This is a genomic window from Kribbella sp. NPDC056951 (assembly GCF_042674205.1).
Classification (GTDB): Bacteria; Actinomycetota; Actinomycetes; order Propionibacteriales; family Kribbellaceae; genus Kribbella; species Kribbella yunnanensis.
The window spans coordinates 261,591-279,497 of sequence record NZ_JBHUQZ010000002.1; the positions used below are offsets into that span (position 1 = coordinate 261,591).

Genomic DNA, 17,907 nt, shown 5'->3' on the forward strand with positions numbered 1-17,907 from the left:
CGTAAGCAGAATGTTGGGAGCGGGAAATGGACGTGTTGAGCGTGCAGGCGATCCAGGATGCCGGGTTGGCGGACTGGAGCAAGCTTGCGTCGGCGTTGCATGCGCGGTTCTTGGTCGGGTCGTTCGCGGACGGTGTGGCGTTTGCGCAGGCGGTGGGGGAGATTGCGGACGGCCACGACCCGGACGTGCGGGTGACGTCGTCGTTCGTGGATCTGAAGCTGCTCACGCCGGGCTCGGTGTATCGGCAGAAGGATGGGACCGAGTTCACCTGGTCGTCTGTGACGCAGCTCGACCTCGACCTCGCGCGGGAGATCAGTGCGTTGGCCGCGGCGCGTGGTTTGAAGGCTGATCTGGACGGGCTCTGCGTGGTGGAGCTTGGCCTGGACACCGCAGACGCTGCGGAGATCGGCCCGTTCTGGTCCGCGCTGCTTACTGGTGACCCGGCGAACTATGACCATCCCGAGGTCGTCGACCCGACCGGACGGACGCCGGCCATCTGGTTTCAGAAGACGACCGCGCACGAGACTCCGCGTCAGCGCTTCCACTTCGACATCTGGCTGCCCGTCGCACAGGCTCCAGCCCGTATCGAGGCTGCGCTCGCCGCCGGTGGCACTCTCGTGTCCGACGAGAATCCGTCCTTCACCGTGATTGCCGACGCTCAGGGCAACCGCGCCTGTATCTGCACGATCAAGGGCCGTTAAATGAGTGGGCGGACGACGCAGGAACTAGCTACTGTTTGAGCGAGAGCCGCTTCTGAATGCGGCACCAAGGAGGTGCGTAATGGCTTGCATGGCTATCCGGTTGCGTGCCAACTCCTCCTGCTGATCTACCGGACCGGTTGGTACGTCGCGGCGTTCGCCGCGGGTCCTGTGCGCTCTGCGCACCCCGTACCAGCCGAACCGGAGCTTCCTCATGTCCTCCGTGGACACCCAACTGCATGCTGTCCTCCTGCGCGCGCTCAACGGCGTCAAGTACGACGTTCTCCGCACGCGCGCTAGTGAATTGTCCGCCCGCTACCGCGACGCGGCCGTCGCCGACGCATCACCCGGTCTGCGGGACAACCTCGACTGCCTCGCGTACGCCGTAGTCCGGATGCCCGCGACGTACCGGGCGATCCAGGCTGCGCTGAGAGCCGCCGACCTCCATGTCGGTGCCGCCGGCACGCACCTCGACCTTGGTGGTGGAACCGGCGCTGCTGCCTGGGCCGCGACCTCGATCTGGCCGGGTATCAAGACCCAGATCGTCGAACGCCAACCGGCCGCGATCGCACTGGGTCGTCGGCTGGTCGCAGACACGCTCTGGAGTCCGCCGCCGCAATGGTCGTCAGGCGATCTGCGCGACTGGCAACCGGCCGATCTCCGCGGCTGGTCGTCGGCAACTCCAGTGGACCTCGCGACGGTTGCGTACGTCCTCAACGAACTGACGCCACCGACTCGTCAGCATGTGATTGCCGCGGCAGCAGCCTCGACCGACACGATCGTGCTGGTCGAACCCGGCACGCCACGCGGCTACCGCCACATCCTCGAGGCCCGCGACCAGCTGATCGGCCTGGGGCTTACGATCGCCGCTCCCTGTCCACATCAGCTCGGCTGCCCGCTGGTCGACCGCGATTGGTGCCACTTCGCCGTACGGCTGCCGCGCACCGAACTGCATCGGCGGCTTAAGGACGGCATCCGCAACTACGAAGACGAGAAGTTCAGCTACCTGGTCGCGACCCGGAGACCGGCAAGGCCCGCGCCCGCCCGTGTCCTCACACCGCCGGCCCGCCCGAAGAACCAGGTGCTGCTCACCTTGTGTACGGCGGACGCCCAGCGCACCCAGGCCCGGATCCCCAAGTCGAGCCCGGCGTACCCGGCGGCCCGAGCCGTCGTGCAGGGAGCGTCCTGGCCGGCTCAGAGGTCGTAGCCGCCTGAGGCTTCGACGGTTTGGGCGGTGATCCAGCGGGCTTCGGGGGAGAGGAGGTAGGTGATTGCGGCGGCTACGTCTTCGGACTCGCCGATGCGGCCGAGGGCGGTGTTGTCGGCGATCGGTGGGATGAGCTCGGGGTGCTGGGCGAAGGCGTCGCCGCCTAGGCGGGTTCGGGTGACGCCGGGGGCGACGGCGTTCACACGGATGCCGCGGGCACTCAGTTCCTTCGCGAGGTAGCGGGTCAGGACGATCTGGGCGCCCTTGACGCTGCCGTAGACCGAGTAGCCGCTGGACGGCCGCGAGGTGAGCAGGCCTGCGGAGCTGGTGGTGAACACGACGGATCCGTTGTCGGCGATCAGGGGGAGCAGCGCCTGGGTTAGGAAGTACGGGCCTTTCAGGTGCACGCCGATCATCTGGTCGAACAGTTGCTCGGTGGTCTCCTCGAACGGGACTGGCGGCTGGCCGACCCCGGCGTTGTTGACCAGAAAGTCGAACGTGTCGCGTCCCCAGCGGTCCTGCAGTGCGGCCGAGATCGCGTTCCGGAAACCGGAGAGCGCTCTCTGGTTACTCACGTCCAGGGGCAGGGCGATCGCCGTACCGCCGTCTTTCTCGATCCGATCCGCTGTCTCCAGACCGCGGTCGGGGCTGCCGTGGTAGGTGAGGATGACGCCGATACCGCGCTTGGCGAGCTCGAAGGCGGCGGCCTGACCGATCCCGGAGCTTCCACCGGTGATGACTGCGATTTGCATGATTGCGCCTATCTCCTACAACGTCGTGGTTGGTTACCACTCCAGTGAACGTTGTGGGACAGGTGTTTCCGTAGACCAATGCTCGCCGGCCTTTGCACGATCCTGTCAGGAGGGTCGGCGCGCGACGAATCCCGTCTTCTCGTCCGCGACGAACCCGCAAGCCCGGTAGTAGGCATGGGTCGACTCCCGCTTGGAGCCGGTCAGCAGCATCACCTTGTAGCAACCGGCATCCCAGGCGGCCTGCAGCGTGCCGGCCATCACCGCCTTGCCGACCCCGGTCCCGCGGCGCGCCGCGGCCACGATCACGTTCTCCACGACGCCGTACGGCGCTGCTCCGCGCGTGAGGTTCGGGATGATGTTGAGGTAGGTGGAGGCGATCGCGACACCGTCGTCCTCGAGCAGGAACAGACGCATCCCGGGCGTCGCCAGGATCTCGTCGTACACCGCCTGCGCGCGTTCATCCGCAACGATCGGGTCGCCCGGATGCAGCTCCCGATAGAGCTGCATGACCCGAGCGAAGTCCGCTGCCCCAGCCTCACGAAACATGGGCCTGAGCCTACTCAGCGCAGAGTCGACTCGAGAGGATGAGCGGCTCCCAACCGGCCGCCGTGCGATGGTGCGACGCGCTCAGATGCAGGACAGAACGGTTGCCCGCAGCAACATGCTGGATCACCGGCCAGCCCAGCGCCGAGGTGTCTTCGGGAACAAGGTCAGCCGGATCAATCCACGCAACCTCCTTGATCCGAGAATCCGTCGTACGCAACTCCGCGGACGGCTGCGGCACAGCCTCGAAGTACACGATCCCCACACCACGACCCCGCCAGCGATGCACGCAGTCGGCGACGATGCGCCCAGGCGTGACCAGTACGCCGGTCTCCTCGACCGTCTCGCGCATCGCGGCTTCGGCTGCCGACTCGCCGGGCTCAACGTGACCGCCCGGGATCTCCCAGCGAACAACGCCCAGCCGTTCGTGCCGAACCATCAGCAGTCGCCCGGCCGCGTCAACAGCGCAGCTGAACGCCGTGAGGCGCAGCGGCAGGTCGATCGGGCGGGCAGACAAAGCGGTCAGTCGGCGTCGAGGAACGTGATCACGGTGTCGAGCACCAGCGTCGTCCGCCCCAGACCGTTGAAGTGCGTGGTGCCGGGGAACACGGCCAGCTGCGACTTCGGTACGCCGATGAAGTCCCCATTGACGTCGCCACCGCGCAACTGCTGGAAGCGGACGACGTGCTCGAGCTTCATCGCGTCACAGTCCCCGGCCGTCATCAGCGTCGGGGCCGCGATCCCGCGGATCTCCTCGTCGGACCAGCCGTCGACATCGCCGATGAACGCGCCGAGTTTGTTCAGCAGTTCCTGCAGATGCTCGTGATCCGGGTGCGGCGACTTGGCCAGGTACTCCGACTCCATCGGCGTACCCGCGATCATCTCGACCTTCATCTCGCCGACCGCCGCGTTCTCCGGCCGCATGCCGTCGGGGCGGAACGACGTCGACGAGATCACCGCCTTGCGCACCAACTCCGGATGCTTGATCGCAAGCTCCAGCGCAACCGCTCCACCGACACTGAACCCGAACAGATCCACCTGCGGTACGCCGAGTTCCCGCAGCAGGCCGACCACGTCGGACGCGAGAGCCGCCGTACCGAGGGGTCGGTCGATGTCGTTCGTCCGCCCGTGCGCCTGGAAGTCCATCGCGATGACCTGGCGGCCCTCGGACAGCCCCGGCAGCAGTGGGCCGAACTGCAGGTCGATGTTGAACAATCCACCGTGCAGCAGCAGAAGTGGCGTACCGCCTGAGCCGTGGATCTCGTAGTACAGGTGCAACCCGTTGACGTCTGCATATCCCGTTTCCATGCTCACAGCACCCCCACCAGAAGACAGAACGGATGTCCGGCCGGATCGGCCAGCACATACAACGGTTCGGACCCTACCTGGGTCCGGTCCAGCAAGACCCGCGCTCCGAGCTGCTCCGCGTGCAGCCGGTGCAGCTCCAGCGCCTCGGCCGTCGGTACGGCGAAGTCGAGGTGCATCTGCATCGGAATCTCGGGCGACGGCCAGGTGGACCGCGGGACCACGTCTGCGCGCTGTACGGCGAGTTGCCGCCGGCCGTCGGCGTCGACAAGTACGAGCCAGCTGTCGTCATCCGCCGTAGGCGGTTCGTCGCCCGGCCGGTACTGCAGACCCATCAGCTGCCGATAGAACTCCGCGAGCCCTCGGGCGTCCTCAGCGTCCAGCGCAGTGTGCATGCGCTGCGGACGCGTCACCTTCTTGATGTCGAAGCGGACGATCACCAACTCGTCGTCCGGTTCGAGCGCCGGGTAGTAGTCACGCAGCCCAGCCAGTACGGCGTCCGCCCCGGGGAAGCCGTCTTCGCGAGCCTCGTCGTCACTCACCGTCGCGACGGTCTTCGCCAGGACCGAGGTGATCACCCCCGGCAACCGGACCTCCGGCTCCGATTCGAACACCAGCACCGCCGGTCCGACCTCGACAGGGTCCTGGAAGCGCATCGTGATCCGCTTGGCACCGCTCAGTACGGCGCGCAGGTGTGCCGCCCGGAATCGCAGTTCCTGGATAGCCATGCCGCCCACCCTGCCAGATCGAGGTGGTTCCGCAGCAGCCGTCGGCCGTGACAGGATCTCGGTATGGCGGGGAAAAGTGCTGAGGAGCAGAGGCTGGAGGACCTGGTCCGGCTACGGCGCGTGCGGGACCGGATCGACCGGGAGTACGCGCAGCCGCTGGATGTCGACGCGCTGGCGCGGGGAGCGGGGATGTCGTCGGGACACCTGAGCCGGGAGTTCAAGCGCGCGTACGGGGAGTCGCCGTACAGCTACTTGATGACGCGGCGGGTCGAGCGGGCGATGGCGTTGCTGCGGCACGGGGAGATGAGCGTGACCGACGTGTGTTTCGCGGTCGGCGGTTCGTCGCTCGGGACGTTCAGTACCCGGTTCACCGAGCTGGTCGGGATGTCGCCGAGCGCCTACAAACGGGAGGTCAGCGCGGCCGCGGCGGGGTTGCCGTCGTGTGTTGCCAAACGCGTGACCAGACCGATCAGGAATCAAGAAGCAGACCAAGCTGCACCCCACCTACTGTGATCGACATGGACATCAAGATTCAGCACAGCTTCCTTCCACACACCGACCCGGACGCCTCCGCGGCCTTCTTCCGGGACCTGCTCGGCTTCGAGATCCGGATGGACGTCGGCGGCGGCGCGATGCGGTGGATCACCGTAGGGCCGGCCGGTCAGCCGGACACCTCGGTCGTCCTGCACCCGCCGTTCGCCGACCCCGGGATCACCGAGGACGAGCGCAAGACCATCACCGAGATGATGGCCAAGGGCACCTTCGCCACCCTCGTGCTGTCCAGCCCGAACCTCGACGAGACGTTCGAGAAGATGGTTGCCGGGGGCGCCGAAGTCGTCCAGGAGCCGACCGACCAGCCGTACGGCGTGCGCGACGCCGCGTTCCGTGACCCGGCGGGTAACCACATCCGCATCAATCAGCAGGCCTGAGACCCCCCGCCTGAGACGGCACTGACCTGGAGAACCGCGAATGACCGAGCATGTTGCCGACAGCCACGATCTGATCCGGGTCGTCGGCGCCCGCGAGAACAACCTGAAGGACATCAGTGTCGAGATCCCGAAGCGCCGGCTGACGGCGTTCACCGGGGTGTCGGGCTCGGGTAAGAGCTCACTGGTCTTCAGCACGATCGCCGCGGAGTCACAGCGCCTCATCAACGAGACGTACAGCGCGTTCCTCCAGGGGTTCATGGCCAACCAGTCCCGCCCGGACGTCGACGTACTGGACGGGCTGACCACCGCGATCATCGTCGACCAGGAGCGGATGGGTGCGAACCCGCGCTCCACGGTCGGTACGGCGACCGACGCGAACGCGATGTTGCGGATCCTGTTCAGCCGGCTCGCGAAACCGCACGCGGGTCCGCCGACGGCGTACTCGTTCAACGTGCCGCGACGGATCGCGACCGGCGCGATGGTGAGCGAGAAGGGCGCCGGGTCGAAGCAGGTTGTCCGCGAGGCCGTGTACGCAGGCGGGATGTGCGCGCGTTGTGAGGGGATGGGCTCGGTCACCGACTTCGACCTGACCGCCCTGTACGACGCGGAGAAGTCGCTGAACGAGGGTGCGCTGACCATCCCGGGGTACAGCATGGAGGGCTGGTACGGGCGGATCTTCCGCGGCGCCGGGTACTTCAACCCGGACAAGCCGATCAAGAAGTACACCAAGAAGGAACTGCACGACCTGCTGCACCGGGAGCCGACCAAGATCAAGGTCGAGGGGATCAACCTCACCTACACCGGGATCATCCCGCAGATCCAGAAGTCGTTCCTGAGCAAGGACGTCGACGCCATGCAGCCGCACATCCGGGCGTTCGTGGAGCGGGCGGTGACGTTCACGACCTGCCCGGACTGCGGTGGTACGCGGCTCAGCCAGGACGCGCTGGCCTCGAAGATCAACGGGAAGAACATCGCCGACCTGTGCTCGATGCAGATCAGCGACCTGGCCGACTGGATCCGCAAGCTGAAAGCGCCGTCGTACGCGCCGCTGCTGAACGCGCTGGGCGACACGCTCGACTCGTTCGTGTCGATCGGGCTCGGGTATCTGTCACTGGATCGGCCGGCCGGCACGCTGTCCGGTGGTGAGGCGCAGCGGACGAAGATGATCCGGCACCTCGGGTCGTCGCTGACCGATGTCACGTACGTCTTCGATGAGCCGTCGATCGGCCTGCACCCGCACGACATCCAGCGGATGAACGAACTGCTCCTGCAATTGCGCGACAAGGGCAACACCGTCCTGGTCGTCGAGCACAAGCCGGAGATGATCGCGATCGCCGACCACGTCATCGACCTCGGCCCGGCGGCCGGGAGCGAGGGCGGCGAGGTCGTGTTCGAGGGCACGGTCGACAAGCTGCGCACGAGTGACACGCTGACCGGGCGGCACCTCGACGACCGCGCCGCGGTCAAGACCGAGGTGCGGACGGCGAACGGCGTACTGGAGGTGCGCGGCGCGGATACGAACAACCTGCAGAACGTCGATGTCGACGTACCGCTCGGGGTTCTTGCCGTCGTGACCGGGGTTGCCGGGTCCGGGAAGAGCTCGCTGATCCACGGGTCGATCGCGGACCGGGACGGCGTGGTGACCGTCGACCAGACGGCGATCAGAGGATCGCGGCGGAGCAACCCGGCGACGTACACGGGGATGCTCGAGCCGATCCGGAAGGCGTTCGCGAAGGAGAACGGCGTCAAGCCGGCGCTGTTCAGCGCGAACTCCGAGGGCGCGTGCCCGGCGTGCAACGGGGCCGGAGTGATCTACACCGAGCTCGGCGTGATGGCGACGGTCGAGTCGACGTGTGAGGAATGCGAGGGCAAGCGGTTCCAGGCGTCGGTGCTCGAGTACAAGCTCGGTGGGCGGAACATCTCCGACGTACTGGAGATGCCGGTGACCGAGGCGGTCGAGTTCTTCGCGGACGGTCCGGCGAAGGTACCGGCGGCGCACAAGATCCTGGATCGGCTGGACGATGTCGGGCTGGGCTACCTGAAGGTCGGGCAGCCGCTGACGACGCTGTCCGGTGGTGAGCGGCAGCGGTTGAAGCTGGCGACGCAGATGGCCGACAAGGGCGACGTCTACATCCTCGACGAGCCGACGACCGGTCTGCATTTGGCTGACGTCGACAACCTGCTCGGGCTGCTCGACCGCCTGGTCGACTCCGGCAAGTCGGTGATCGTGATCGAGCACCACCAGGCCGTGATGGCTCACGCCGACTGGATCATCGACCTTGGTCCGGGTGCTGGTCACGATGGTGGGAAGGTCGTGTTCGAAGGGACGCCGGCCGCGCTGGTGAAGGCGGCGAAGACGCTGACCGGGAAGCACTTGAAGGAGTACGTTGCCGCTCACTAATCCCTGGTTGGCGGGTCCGACTCCCGACGGCGTGCTGTCGCGGGAGGTGCTGGAGGAGCGGATCCTCAACCTGTTGTCGACGCAGAACCTTGCGGTGGTGGCGACGGTGAACCGTGACGGGTCCCCGTCGGCTACTCCGGTGCGCTACTACAGCTCGGGTTTCGAGATCTTCTACACCTCGTGGGACGCGTCGGTGAAGTCGCGGAACCTGCGCCGCGATCCACGGGTGTCGGCGGGGATCGTCGTACCGTATGTCGGTTTGGCGTCGAGCCGGGGTGCGCAGTTGTTCGGGACTGCGCGGACGCTGGCGCCGGGTGATGCTGGGGAGTATTGGGAGGCGTTTCGGTGGCAGTCCGACTATGCCGAACGCGGGCGGTCGGTGGATGAGCCGCCGTCGGATCCGCTGACGGTGATCACGCCGTCGCGGATCCTTTATACCGATCATTGGCTCCGCCGGACGGGCCACGCACCCCGCCAGACTTGGCGGCCGTCGCCAGACCAGCGGTAGCCGCGGCGGCGATCAGTACGACGGGCGTGAGGCCGCTCGGTACGACGTGGGCGGAGTACGTCGTACCGTCATCGAGCTCACAGTTGAAGTGCAGGGGGAGGTAGCCGGCCTCGTGTCCGATGACGTGTGGGGCGCGGGTCGGGTCGGCTTGGCGGCAGGCCGGGGCGGGGGATGATTCGGCGCCGTGCTCGGACTCGCCCTGTGCCAAGCCGACCAGGGCGATGCCGAGTGCGTAGCCGCCGATGGCCACGGATCCAGTGATGAGCGCGAGTCCGCGGTAGACGACGCGTGGGCGGCTCTTCACCAGGCCGATGATCGTCTTGCCGAGGCCCCACAGGGCGACGAACAGGGCGGCGATGACGAGTAGGAGCGCGAAGAGGAACATCATCGGCGGCCGAACGCGTCGAGCAGTTGCCGCTGGGCCGGGGCGTCGGACGCGACCTTGCCGCTCGGACCATCGCCGTACGATCCGAAGGCGAGCATCTCGGTTAACCGCGGTTCGACGAGCGCCCAGAGCTGGTCGGTCACGGTGGTGTCGAGGGTTTCGTCCAGGCTTGCTGCCCGGAGCAGATCCCACGCGTGGACGACCACATCGACCAGCCGGTACCGGAGGAACGCCTCGGCCGAGATGTCGCCGCCGGGGTGATGCACAACCTGGTCGGCGGACGCCGTGCGGAACGCCTCGATCTGCCGAGTGGCTGACTGGTGCAGGTCGAGATCCTGGGCTCGGGCCGTCGCCAATGCCTCCCGGCCGCTCATTCCAGTAAGCACTGCAGCGGCAAACCGGTTCCCCTCAACCACATGCTCGACGAGCTCGCGTACATCGACCTCACACGGGGTCGGCAACCCCCAAACCCCCTCCGGTAGCTCGCCCACCACCCGCTCGAACTCAGCTGAAGCGGCCACCAGCAACTCCACATCCATGCAGACACGGTACGGCGGTCTGTCGTTGGCGACGAAGGAGTCCAGTGCGGACAGGAATTCGTCGAAGTGGGAGTACCAGATGCAGTGGTCGGCGCCTGGAATTGCGCGGACTTGCAAGCCGAGTGAATGGAGCTCCTCGGCTCGGGTTGCGGAGACGTAGCGGCTGGGGTCGGCGTGGACGACGAGCGATGGGGTGTCGGTTGCTGGGGTCTGTAGGTGGTTGTCGGCGAGTTCGAGGGCGACTGCGGTGGGGATGTCGAACTGCTTGGCGGCTGCTGCTTCGACTTCGCGGTCGGTATCGGACCAGGTCGGCTTGGTCCGACGCAGTACGTCGATTGTCCGGCCGGCTCGTGCCGCGGTGAACTTGGCTGTCAGGTCAACGGCTGTGCGGCTGGCTGTTGCTGCGGTGAGGTTGGTCGTCGGCTCCGCGGCGGTCGTGGTTAGTGGGATGTCTACGTACACCGCTTGGGCTGGGCGGAGGTGGGAGGCTGCTAGCACCGCTCCGCCGAGTGAGTGCCCCAGGGCGAGGGCCGGGGCTGGCGGCACGGACTCCGTGAGAGCGGCGGCCCAGGTTGTGAGGTCGCCGTGGAGGGCGGGGGAGTTGCCGTGGCCGGGGAGGTCGACGGCTATGGCTTGGTAGCCGCGGTCGGCGAGGGCTGGGCCGAGGCGCCAGAACTGGTGGGCCGAGCCCATCATCCCGTGCAGGAGGACGGCGACGCGATCGCCTTCGCCCCAGGTCGTCGTACGGAGGGTGCTCACCTGTCTCCTGACGACTGGTCGGAGCCAAAAGTTGATAGGCAAGTGGTTGCTTGCCTATAGTGGGGGCTGTGACCACGGTGTTCCGGGCGTTGGACGACGAGACGCGGCGGGTGATTCTCGACGAACTGGCGGCACGCGACGGCCAGACGTTGTTCGAGATCTGCTCGACGTTGACGACGCGGCACGGGTTGTCGTCGACGCGGCAGGCGATCTCGCAGCATCTTGGGGTGCTGGAGGCGGCGGGGCTGGTCGTGACGGAGAAGCGTGGACGGTCGAAGTTCCACTATTTCAATCCTGCGCCACTCGCGGAGATCGCGCGGCGGTGGCCGGTCGGAGAGAGGTCCGGAGAATGAGAATCAACCTGGTGAGTGTGTTCGTCGACGATCAGCGGGCGGCGCTCGCGTTCTACACCGACGTCCTCGGGTTCACGAAGAAGCACGACATCCCGCTCGGCGCCGCTTCGTGGCTGACTGTCGTGTCACCCGAGGCGCCGGATGGCGCCGAACTGCTGCTCGAGCCGGCGGGTCATCCCGCGGTCAAGCCCTACCGCGACGCGCTGGTCGAGGACGGGATCCCGCTGGTGCAGTTCGCGGTGGATGACGTCGAGGCCGAGCACGCCCGCCTGACCGCGCTCGGCGTCGAGTTCACCCAGCCGCCGACCGATGCCGGCACCGTGATGATGGCCGTCCTCGACGACACGTGCGGGAACCTCGTGCAGATCGTCTCGCCGAAGTCAGCCGGCTAGTACGACGAACTCGTTGCCGTCGGGATCGAAGAGCGTGTCGCCCTCGCCCTGCGTCGCGCCGAGGGCAACGAGCCGGTCGACCTCGACCTGACGATCGCCTTCTGCCACCAGCGTGAGCTGAAGGCGATTGACGCCCAGCTTCGGACTCACCGGCGAACCACCCCAGGCGATCTTGGTCCCGCCGTACGGCGCTTGGATCGCGGTCTCGTCGTCCTGGTCCCAGACGAGCGGCCAGTCGAGTGCCTTGCTCCAGAAGTAGCCGACCGCCTGGCTCCCGTCCGACGACAGTGCGCCGATCGCGGCGGTGTTGGCGAGGAAGTTGTTGGTCGGCTCGATCACACAGAACTCGTTGCCTTCCGGATCAGCCATCACGACGTGCGGCTCATCATCCGACTGGCCGATGTCGAGGTGCTGACCGCCGAGCTCGAGGGTCCGGTCGACCTGGCGCTGCTGGTCTTCGGGCGACTTGCTCGTCACGTCGAAGTGCATCTGGTTCGGCCCGAGCTTCGGCAGGTCGCTCGCCACGAACCGGAGCCGGAACGCCCGGTCGTCGGCAGGAGCCAGTACGGCGTCGTCTTCGAACGTGAACTCGAGCAGCCCGGCCCAGAACCGCGCCAGCCCGGCCGGATCCTTTGCTGCGTAAGAGAGTTCCTGCAGACGAACACCCATCGGTCTCACATCCCAACACTCGGTCGGCGCATTACGTGCACCCTAGACCGGCGCCCTGCCCCGGAGCACCCGAATTACGCTCCAGGGCGGGACATCGCCGACCTACCGAGACACCCGCAGATGCTTGCGTTCCGCCAACTCTTCAGCGCTCACCGGCACCAGAACCGGCGTACCGGGCAAGGCGAACATCGTCAGCACGATCTGCGCCTGCTGGTCGGTCCGGTTGTTCGAACCCTCGATGTGGATCACGTCCCCACCCGGCTCGAACAGAGCATCGCCGGCCTTGAGTATCCGCGGTGCGTGTCCCTCCAGCTCGAACAGAATCTCGCCTTCGGTGACATACCCGAACAACGGTCCCGGGTGCCGATGCGGCGGCGCCCCCGGATCACCCGGCCCCAACGTCACCCGAACACTCCGGGCCTCCGCCCCAGCCGGAATCCAGTGTGTGACATCGGCCCGCGTCTCGATGATCTCGATCCCAGGCGGCAACTGTCCTGCGCTCATACCCGTCCTCTCAATCGTTGACTCCTACACCCTCAAGACAGGCCGATGGGTGTGTTTGTGACGATTCCTCACTTTTAATCCGGCTGCAGGCACAGCCCGGGTGCGGAATCATCAGCGTGGTGAACGACAGACCGTACGTTCGGATCCAGGTGGAGTACCGCGGACGCCTCGGCGTCGAAGTCGGAGCCCTCGTCGCGGTGGACCATCTGCGTCGAGCGGGCCGGCTGTCCGCCGCCGACGAAGCGCGCTGGCTCGATATCGACGACTGGTTCATCGAGCACCTGCCGAACCCGGACTTCTATGCCGACGGCAACAGCATCGGCGCGGTCACCTGGTTCAAGGTGCCGCTCCGCCCCGACATGCACGCACTTGTCGACGAGGTGTGCAGAATCCTGACCACGTACGGCGTTGCGCACCATCGCGTGACGTCCGACGACCCGGGCACGATCGTCTACGAGGACGAGTTCCAGGTCGGAGTCGTGCCGTACGAGCGCGGTTTACCGACGCCGGTGCCCGAGGGTGTCACGCTCACGCCGTCGGCTCCGGGCTCGAAGCGTGCGGTGGCGGCGTCTCCCGTTCGGCATGTGTTGCTGGACGCGGATGGGGTGCTGCAAGAGTTGCCTGGTGGGTGGTACTCGGCGATGGAGCCCTATCTCGGAGAGCGCTCTCGGGAGTTTCTGCATCGGACCTGGAAGGACGAGTTGCCGATGCTGGCCGGACGGGGCGACTACCTGCCTCTCCTCGCGGCGACCTTGCGGGAGTTCGGGGTCGGCGTACCGGTGGGTGAGGTGTACGACGCGGTGTGGAAGAACATCGTGGTCGTCGAGGAATCGCTCGAGGTGGTACGGCGACTACGGCGGAACGGGTACGGCGTCCACCTGGGCACGAACCAGGAGCAGTACCGCGGCGGGTACATGCGGACGAGTCTCGGGTACGACGAGTTTGTTCGACGTGAGCTGCTATTCGCACGAGCTGGGCGTGGCCAAGCCTGATCCCGGGTTCTTCGTGGAAGCCGGTCGGCGGATCGGTGCTGAATTGGGGAGCGTGCTGTTCATCGACGACGTCGCACGCAACGTGGATGGCGCGCGGGCGGCCGGGATGTTAGCTGAGCAATGGGATCTGGCGCAGGGACACGACGTGCTTCACGAGCTCTTGGCGAAGCATGGAGTGTCCGCGGGTTAGATCTCCCAGCGGGTGCCGTCGTCGGGGATGACGTGCCCGTGCTTCTCGACGGCCGCGCGCTCGGGTGAGTTCGGGTCGATCACCGGGTTCGTGTTGTTCAGGTGCGTGAACGCGAGTGGCAGATCGAGGTGCTCGATCGTCGTGGCGATCGGCAGGTGACCCATCACGGTTTGGCCGGGCATCTCGTCGGCGCTGTGGAAGGTTCCGTCCAGCAAGACATACGTCGCTCCGGCCGCGAACTGCTCGAAGCCGTCGGGGAGTTGGGCGACGCACGGGGCGTAGACGAACGAACCGCCATGGTGCTCGAACCGGTACGCGACCACCCACGGTCCGGGCGCGGGATCATCGGCGTACCGGGGTCGCTTGTCGCTGACGGCCAGGGTCTTGATGGTGATGCCGTCGAGCTCGTCCGGGACGGGGGACCAGGTCCACGCGTGGTAGCGATCGGTGATGTCGCGGAAACGGGAGAGCGCGTTCAGTACCGCTGGTGGAGCGTGGATCGCAAGGGTCTCCGCCTCGCGGAGGAGGAGCAGTCCGAGGGTGTGGTCGAGTTCCGCGTCGGTGAGGAGTACGCCGCGGATCGGTGTGTCGCGCAGGCCGGGGCCGGCGCGTAGCTCGGGGGTCGCGAGGATCTGCGCGCGGAGATCCGGGGAAGCGTTCACCAGGTACCAATTGTTGCCGTCGGCACTGATCGCGAGGCCGTCCTGAGTACGCGGTTCCAGTTCGGGGTTTCGGCAGGTCGGGCAGGCGCAGTTCCACTGCGGGAAGCCGCCACCGGCCGCCGTACCGAGCACGATCACCTTCATCGGCTCGGGCTCCGCATCGCGAAGCCGGTACGCCGGGGCTCGGCCAGGATCAGGTCGACAACACCACGATCCGGCGACTTGTGGCAGACCGGGTCGGTGGCCGCCGCATCGCCCGTGAGCAGGAACGCCTGGCAGCGGCAACCGCCGAAGTCGAGTTCGCGCCGGTCGCAGGTGCGGCAGGTGTCGCTCATCCAGTCGTCACCGCGGTAGGCGTTGAAGGCGCTGGAGTCGTACCAGATCTCGGCCAGAGAGCGCTCCCTGGCGTTCTCGAGCTGCAGCGTGGTGATCGCGCCGGCGGCGGGACACGGCAGCACCGTGCCGTCCGGAGCGACGGTGATCTGACGCGCGCCCCAGCCGTAGGTGCAGGGCTTTGGGTACTTCTCCGGGTAGTCCGCGATCACATAGACGATCTGCATCTTGCCCTTGAGCCGAACCAGAGCGTCTTGGACGATCGGCTCGGCCGCAGCGAGCTGCTCCGCGGTCGGCATCAGCTGAGAGCGGTTTCTCAGCGCCCAGCCGTAGTACTGCGTATTCGCCAGCTCGAGCCGATCCGCGCCGAGCTCCTCGGCGAACGCGATGATCTCGGCCAGCTGATCGTGGTTCTCGCGATGCAGTACGACGTTGACGCTCAACGGGAGGCCAGTACGGCGAACCAGGTCGGCCGCGATCGTCTTGTGGTGATGGGCGCGGGTCCCGGCGATCCGGTCGGCAGTTACCGCGTCGGCTCCCTGAACGGAGAGTTGAACATGGTTGAGTCCGGCATCGACCAGGCTCTGGAGCCGTGCTTCGGTGAGACCGAGGCCGCTGGTGACGAGGTTGACGTAGGCGCCCAGGCCGGCGGTGTGCTCGATCAGGTCGGCGAGATCCCGGCGGCCGAGTGGTTCCCCGCCGGAGAAGTGCACCTGGAGAACGCCGATCTCGTGCGCCTGGGTGAGGATGTCGCGCCAGGCGGCGGTGTCGAGTTCTCTGTCGCGGCCGAGCAGTTCCAGGGGGTTGGAGCAGTACGGGCAATGCAGAGGGCATCGGTGGGTGAGCTCGGCGGTCAGGCTCAGCGGCGGAACCGCGTTCTTGGGATTCGTCACGTCCACTCCACCACCTGTTTGTCGGCGAGCCGGTCGAGCAGGCTGCGAATCTGCTCCGGCCGGACGGCGGCGTACTTCTCGTTCAGGAGGCGCGTGATCTCGGACAGAGAGCGCTCTCCGTCGCACAGCTCGAGGACCGCGGTCGCGGTCGCGTTCGGGATCAGGACGCCTTCGGGATGCAGGATCACCGGCGTGTTGCGGACCGCGTCGTGACTCAGCCGCACGCCGCGACGGATCCGGGGCCGCGGATCCGGAGCTGCGTCAGAGAGCGCTTTCTCGGGGTGGGTGGTCATTTCTTGCTCGCCGCGTGATCGATTGCGTCGAGCAACGACCAGAGCACGTCGCACTTGAAGGAAAGGGCGGCGATCGCGGCGTCCTGCTCGGGTCTGGTGCGGCAGTGTTCGACGACCAGGTCGAGGGTGGCTTGGCCTTCGCCGGCGACGGCGTCGATCCGGTTCGTGAAATAGGCGAGGTCGTCGGGGCGGATCCAGTCGTACTGCGCGAGCATGTCGGCGACCCGTGCCTTCATCAGGTGGCCGGAGAACATCTCGGTCAGCCCGGAGGCCACTGCCTCGATCCACGGTTTGGCGCGCGCGAACCCGACGTACGCGTCAACGGCGAAGCGGGCGCCGGGCGCGACGTGACGCTCGTCGAGGACCTCGTCGCGGCTGAGGCCGACCGCTTCGCAGAGGCGGAGCCAGCGTTCCATGCCGCCGGTGCCTGGCTCGGTGCCGTCGTGGTAGACGATCCGCGGCAGCCATTGGCGGCGTACCTCGGGAAGTGGGCAGTTGCTGATGATCGCGGCGTCCTTGCGCGGGATCGCGCTCTGGTAGTACCAGCGGTTCGCGGCCCAGACCTGCAGCTCCGGCTGCGAGAGTTCGCCGGCATGCATGCGCTGGTGGAACGGGTGCGTTCCCCAGTACCGATGGGAAAGACCGCGGAGTGCACCGGTGAATTCGTCCACGCTCATCGACTGCATTGAACCTCCCGAGTCATCGAAGCGATTCATGGAACATTTTCCAGATGTCGCCCACAGGATGGAACTCAGGGGAATTGCAGTCTCAGTACAACCGCACCTGCCCGGCCCGCGACCGTTGCCGCAGGCCCGGACAGGGCTGTTCACCGGACGGGGGCGGAAGTCCGATGATCACTTTGCTGTACAGGGGATACGGGGGTGATCAGTTAGATGATCAGTTCACTCGTCCGGCGTATCCGGTGACCTCGGTAGGGGTCTCGAACTCGGTGAAATCCGGGGCGATCCACTCTTCCCGGGCAGTGTTTTCGACCATGGTTTTTCTCCTTGCGATCGTGGCGGGGGGCGCCGTCCTCGATTCCCGGTCCCAGTGGTCCGGGAATACGCACCCTAGAGTCTAGGAGAAGGCTTTCCAAGAGGTAGCCCGCGATTCGATCATTTCAGATCTCGCCGACCGGGTCCGAACCCGACAAACAAGTGGTCCCCACACAGCCCCCTCAACTAGCCTCCGACACGTGACTCCAGGCGAAGCCCGCACCCTGCTGACCGCCTACGCCCGAGCCCGCGACGAGTGGCTTACCACCACCATCCCAACGCTCGAGGCCCAGTCGGTCTGGCTGGTCGGCTCCCTCGCCACCAACACCGGCGACGACTGGAGCGACCTCGACCTCCTCGTCGTCGAAGGCACTCCCGCACTCGACGAAACCGTCCTGACCATCGACCTCCCCACCAACGGCCCAGCCGGCGGCGGCTACCTCGGTGCGATGTACGACGTCGCCGGCCTCCCGCTGTGGGTCGACTGGTACCTGTGGCCGTCCCAAGCCGCCATCCCACGAGAAGCCCGCCGACTCGCCGGAGCTGGATCCGCGGGCCCCCGAAACCTGTCCGGCACCCTCGACCACCTCGGCCGAGGCGAACCAGGACCACCACCGGACCCCACAGCATTCGCACTCGCCATGCTGCCGCTGGCCGCCAAGCACCTTGCCCGCGGCAACCTCGCTGCCGCCACCGGCATGATCACGATGCTCGGCGGCGCGGCCGACAACGACCTCGGCGACGCGCTGTACGACGTACTGTCAGAAGCCGGTGGCAGTCATCCAGCCGCAGCCCTCGTCCACCGCCAGCTAACAATCGTCAGCGCGCTTCGATTGGATGAGTTAATCAGTTGAAGTGTTGAGCGAGGGGCGGAGGT

25 protein-coding genes are annotated in these 17,907 nt (G+C 66.7%); 11 read left to right on the forward strand and 14 right to left on the reverse strand.

Annotated elements, in window-relative coordinates:
• Positions 1–26 precede the first annotated feature (26 nt).
• Both ACFTSF_RS08755 and ACFTSF_RS08760 read left to right on the forward strand, forming a co-directional pair.
• Entirely contained in the window at positions 27–701 is a 675-nt protein-coding gene (locus ACFTSF_RS08755; RefSeq protein ID WP_380153281.1) for a VOC family protein, read from the forward strand.
• Between the two features lie 211 nt (positions 702–912).
• Positions 913–1,905 carry a small ribosomal subunit Rsm22 family protein gene (locus ACFTSF_RS08760; protein ID WP_380153282.1) on the forward strand — a complete coding sequence of 331 codons (993 nt, stop codon included), beginning with the start codon at positions 913–915 and terminating at the stop codon, positions 1,903–1,905.
• Here the strand turns inward: ACFTSF_RS08760 and ACFTSF_RS08765 are convergent.
• The 5 genes from ACFTSF_RS08765 to ACFTSF_RS08785 all read right to left on the reverse strand — a co-directional run bounded on the left by ACFTSF_RS08765 (position 1,893) and on the right by ACFTSF_RS08785 (position 5,233).
• A complete protein-coding gene (locus tag ACFTSF_RS08765) occupies positions 1,893–2,657 on the reverse strand; it encodes an SDR family NAD(P)-dependent oxidoreductase (protein ID WP_380153283.1) in 765 nt (254 codons plus the stop codon). The genes ACFTSF_RS08760 and ACFTSF_RS08765 overlap by 13 nt on opposite strands.
• 105 nt (positions 2,658–2,762) lie before the next feature.
• Positions 2,763–3,203: a GNAT family N-acetyltransferase gene (locus ACFTSF_RS08770; protein WP_380153284.1), complete on the reverse strand. Its 441-nt coding sequence runs from the start codon at positions 3,201–3,203 to the stop codon at positions 2,763–2,765.
• A gap of 10 nt (positions 3,204–3,213) precedes the next feature.
• Entirely contained in the window at positions 3,214–3,717 is a 504-nt protein-coding gene (locus ACFTSF_RS08775; protein WP_380153285.1) for an NUDIX hydrolase, read from the reverse strand.
• Positions 3,718–3,722: 5 nt separating this feature from the next.
• Positions 3,723–4,508 carry an alpha/beta fold hydrolase gene (locus ACFTSF_RS08780; protein WP_380153286.1) on the reverse strand — a complete coding sequence of 262 codons (786 nt, stop codon included), beginning with the start codon at positions 4,506–4,508 and terminating at the stop codon, positions 3,723–3,725.
• A gap of 2 nt (positions 4,509–4,510) precedes the next feature.
• Positions 4,511–5,233, reverse strand: coding sequence for a VOC family protein (locus ACFTSF_RS08785; RefSeq protein ID WP_380153287.1), 723 nt, complete (start codon positions 5,231–5,233; stop codon positions 4,511–4,513).
• A gap of 63 nt (positions 5,234–5,296) precedes the next feature.
• On the opposite strand from ACFTSF_RS08785, the gene ACFTSF_RS08790 reads away from it, so the two are divergent.
• Genes ACFTSF_RS08790 through ACFTSF_RS08805 form a run of 4 tightly spaced genes read left to right on the forward strand, consistent with a single transcriptional unit; the run spans position 5,297 to position 9,071 of the window.
• Positions 5,297–5,746, forward strand: a complete 450-nt coding sequence (locus ACFTSF_RS08790) for a helix-turn-helix transcriptional regulator (protein WP_380153288.1) — start codon at positions 5,297–5,299, stop codon at positions 5,744–5,746.
• Positions 5,747–5,751: 5 nt separating this feature from the next.
• Positions 5,752–6,162 (forward strand): VOC family protein, encoded by a 411-nt coding sequence (locus ACFTSF_RS08795; protein WP_380153289.1) that lies wholly within the window; start codon positions 5,752–5,754, stop codon positions 6,160–6,162.
• A gap of 40 nt (positions 6,163–6,202) precedes the next feature.
• On the forward strand, positions 6,203–8,563 hold the full coding sequence (locus ACFTSF_RS08800) for an ATP-binding cassette domain-containing protein (RefSeq protein ID WP_380153290.1): 2,361 nt from the start codon (positions 6,203–6,205) through the stop codon (positions 8,561–8,563).
• Positions 8,550–9,071 (forward strand): pyridoxamine 5'-phosphate oxidase family protein, encoded by a 522-nt coding sequence (locus ACFTSF_RS08805; protein WP_380153291.1) that lies wholly within the window; start codon positions 8,550–8,552, stop codon positions 9,069–9,071. The genes ACFTSF_RS08800 and ACFTSF_RS08805 overlap by 14 nt, the downstream gene beginning before the upstream one ends.
• Here ACFTSF_RS08805 and ACFTSF_RS08810 read toward each other — a convergent pair.
• The gene (locus ACFTSF_RS08810; RefSeq protein WP_380153292.1) at positions 8,977–9,459 is read right to left on the reverse strand and encodes a hypothetical protein; all 483 of its coding nucleotides are present in this window, start codon (positions 9,457–9,459) and stop codon (positions 8,977–8,979) included. The two genes, ACFTSF_RS08805 and ACFTSF_RS08810, sit on opposite strands and share 95 nt — an antisense overlap.
• Entirely contained in the window at positions 9,456–10,754 is a 1,299-nt protein-coding gene (locus ACFTSF_RS08815) for an alpha/beta fold hydrolase (RefSeq protein ID WP_380153293.1), read from the reverse strand. The genes ACFTSF_RS08810 and ACFTSF_RS08815 overlap by 4 nt, the downstream gene beginning before the upstream one ends.
• A gap of 68 nt (positions 10,755–10,822) precedes the next feature.
• On the opposite strand from ACFTSF_RS08815, the gene ACFTSF_RS08820 reads away from it, so the two are divergent.
• The gene (locus tag ACFTSF_RS08820; RefSeq protein WP_344147459.1) at positions 10,823–11,107 is read left to right on the forward strand and encodes a metalloregulator ArsR/SmtB family transcription factor; all 285 of its coding nucleotides are present in this window, start codon (positions 10,823–10,825) and stop codon (positions 11,105–11,107) included.
• A complete protein-coding gene (locus ACFTSF_RS08825) occupies positions 11,104–11,499 on the forward strand; it encodes a VOC family protein (protein ID WP_344147462.1) in 396 nt (131 codons plus the stop codon). Before ACFTSF_RS08820 ends, ACFTSF_RS08825 begins: the two co-directional genes overlap by 4 nt.
• Here the strand turns inward: ACFTSF_RS08825 and ACFTSF_RS08830 are convergent.
• On the reverse strand, positions 11,488–12,168 hold the full coding sequence (locus ACFTSF_RS08830) for a VOC family protein (protein ID WP_380153294.1): 681 nt from the start codon (positions 12,166–12,168) through the stop codon (positions 11,488–11,490). The two genes, ACFTSF_RS08825 and ACFTSF_RS08830, sit on opposite strands and share 12 nt — an antisense overlap.
• 102 nt (positions 12,169–12,270) lie before the next feature.
• Entirely contained in the window at positions 12,271–12,672 is a 402-nt protein-coding gene (locus ACFTSF_RS08835; protein ID WP_380153295.1) for a cupin domain-containing protein, read from the reverse strand.
• A 119-nt stretch (positions 12,673–12,791) separates the two neighbouring features.
• Here ACFTSF_RS08835 and ACFTSF_RS08840 point away from each other — a divergent pair, with 119 nt between their 5' ends.
• On the forward strand, positions 12,792–13,664 hold the full coding sequence (locus ACFTSF_RS08840; RefSeq protein ID WP_380153296.1) for a hypothetical protein: 873 nt from the start codon (positions 12,792–12,794) through the stop codon (positions 13,662–13,664).
• Positions 13,624–13,854 (forward strand): HAD-IA family hydrolase, encoded by a 231-nt coding sequence (locus ACFTSF_RS08845; RefSeq protein WP_380153297.1) that lies wholly within the window; start codon positions 13,624–13,626, stop codon positions 13,852–13,854. Before ACFTSF_RS08840 ends, ACFTSF_RS08845 begins: the two co-directional genes overlap by 41 nt.
• Here ACFTSF_RS08845 and pqqB read toward each other — a convergent pair.
• The 5 genes from pqqB to pqqA all read right to left on the reverse strand — a co-directional run bounded on the left by pqqB (position 13,851) and on the right by pqqA (position 17,031).
• Positions 13,851–14,660 carry a pyrroloquinoline quinone biosynthesis protein PqqB gene (gene pqqB / locus ACFTSF_RS08850; RefSeq protein ID WP_380153298.1) on the reverse strand — a complete coding sequence of 270 codons (810 nt, stop codon included), beginning with the start codon at positions 14,658–14,660 and terminating at the stop codon, positions 13,851–13,853. The two genes, ACFTSF_RS08845 and pqqB, sit on opposite strands and share 4 nt — an antisense overlap.
• Positions 14,657–15,742: a pyrroloquinoline quinone biosynthesis protein PqqE gene (gene pqqE, locus ACFTSF_RS08855; protein ID WP_380153299.1), complete on the reverse strand. Its 1,086-nt coding sequence runs from the start codon at positions 15,740–15,742 to the stop codon at positions 14,657–14,659. Before pqqE ends, pqqB begins: the two co-directional genes overlap by 4 nt.
• Positions 15,739–16,035, reverse strand: a complete 297-nt coding sequence (pqqD, locus tag ACFTSF_RS08860; protein WP_380153300.1) for a pyrroloquinoline quinone biosynthesis peptide chaperone PqqD — start codon at positions 16,033–16,035, stop codon at positions 15,739–15,741. The genes pqqE and pqqD overlap by 4 nt, the downstream gene beginning before the upstream one ends.
• Positions 16,032–16,712, reverse strand: a complete 681-nt coding sequence (gene pqqC, locus ACFTSF_RS08865; protein WP_380153301.1) for a pyrroloquinoline-quinone synthase PqqC — start codon at positions 16,710–16,712, stop codon at positions 16,032–16,034. The genes pqqD and pqqC overlap by 4 nt, the downstream gene beginning before the upstream one ends.
• Positions 16,713–16,932: 220 nt before the next feature.
• On the reverse strand, positions 16,933–17,031 hold the full coding sequence (gene pqqA, locus ACFTSF_RS08870) for a pyrroloquinoline quinone precursor peptide PqqA (RefSeq protein ID WP_344147489.1): 99 nt from the start codon (positions 17,029–17,031) through the stop codon (positions 16,933–16,935).
• A gap of 199 nt (positions 17,032–17,230) precedes the next feature.
• Between pqqA and ACFTSF_RS08875 the strand changes: the two genes are divergently transcribed.
• The gene (locus ACFTSF_RS08875) at positions 17,231–17,884 is read left to right on the forward strand and encodes a hypothetical protein (protein ID WP_380153302.1); all 654 of its coding nucleotides are present in this window, start codon (positions 17,231–17,233) and stop codon (positions 17,882–17,884) included.
• Positions 17,885–17,907 lie beyond the last annotated feature (23 nt).

What these genes read in the sequence shown, in the direction of transcription:
- ACFTSF_RS08830 (WP_380153294.1), bottom strand. Translation starts at nt 12,168, where the DNA reads ATGGGTGTTCGTCTGCAGGAACTCTCTTACGCAGCAAAGGATCCGGCC.
- ACFTSF_RS08800 (WP_380153290.1), top strand. Translation starts at nt 6,203, where the DNA reads ATGACCGAGCATGTTGCCGACAGCCACGATCTGATCCGGGTCGTCGGC.
- ACFTSF_RS08785 (WP_380153287.1), bottom strand. Translation starts at nt 5,233, where the DNA reads ATGGCTATCCAGGAACTGCGATTCCGGGCGGCACACCTGCGCGCCGTA.
- ACFTSF_RS08835 (WP_380153295.1), bottom strand. Translation starts at nt 12,672, where the DNA reads ATGAGCGCAGGACAGTTGCCGCCTGGGATCGAGATCATCGAGACGCGG.
- pqqA (WP_344147489.1), bottom strand. Translation starts at nt 17,031, where the DNA reads ATGGTCGAAAACACTGCCCGGGAAGAGTGGATCGCCCCGGATTTCACC.
- ACFTSF_RS08790 (WP_380153288.1), top strand. Translation starts at nt 5,297, where the DNA reads ATGGCGGGGAAAAGTGCTGAGGAGCAGAGGCTGGAGGACCTGGTCCGG.
- pqqD (WP_380153300.1), bottom strand. Translation starts at nt 16,035, where the DNA reads ATGACCACCCACCCCGAGAAAGCGCTCTCTGACGCAGCTCCGGATCCG.
- pqqB (WP_380153298.1), bottom strand. Translation starts at nt 14,660, where the DNA reads ATGAAGGTGATCGTGCTCGGTACGGCGGCCGGTGGCGGCTTCCCGCAG.
- ACFTSF_RS08755 (WP_380153281.1), top strand. Translation starts at nt 27, where the DNA reads ATGGACGTGTTGAGCGTGCAGGCGATCCAGGATGCCGGGTTGGCGGAC.
- ACFTSF_RS08795 (WP_380153289.1), top strand. Translation starts at nt 5,752, where the DNA reads ATGGACATCAAGATTCAGCACAGCTTCCTTCCACACACCGACCCGGAC.
- ACFTSF_RS08770 (WP_380153284.1), bottom strand. Translation starts at nt 3,203, where the DNA reads ATGTTTCGTGAGGCTGGGGCAGCGGACTTCGCTCGGGTCATGCAGCTC.
- pqqC (WP_380153301.1), bottom strand. Translation starts at nt 16,712, where the DNA reads ATGAGCGTGGACGAATTCACCGGTGCACTCCGCGGTCTTTCCCATCGG.
- ACFTSF_RS08765 (WP_380153283.1), bottom strand. Translation starts at nt 2,657, where the DNA reads ATGCAAATCGCAGTCATCACCGGTGGAAGCTCCGGGATCGGTCAGGCC.
- ACFTSF_RS08825 (WP_344147462.1), top strand. Translation starts at nt 11,104, where the DNA reads ATGAGAATCAACCTGGTGAGTGTGTTCGTCGACGATCAGCGGGCGGCG.
- ACFTSF_RS08760 (WP_380153282.1), top strand. Translation starts at nt 913, where the DNA reads ATGTCCTCCGTGGACACCCAACTGCATGCTGTCCTCCTGCGCGCGCTC.
- ACFTSF_RS08810 (WP_380153292.1), bottom strand. Translation starts at nt 9,459, where the DNA reads ATGATGTTCCTCTTCGCGCTCCTACTCGTCATCGCCGCCCTGTTCGTC.
- ACFTSF_RS08780 (WP_380153286.1), bottom strand. Translation starts at nt 4,508, where the DNA reads ATGGAAACGGGATATGCAGACGTCAACGGGTTGCACCTGTACTACGAG.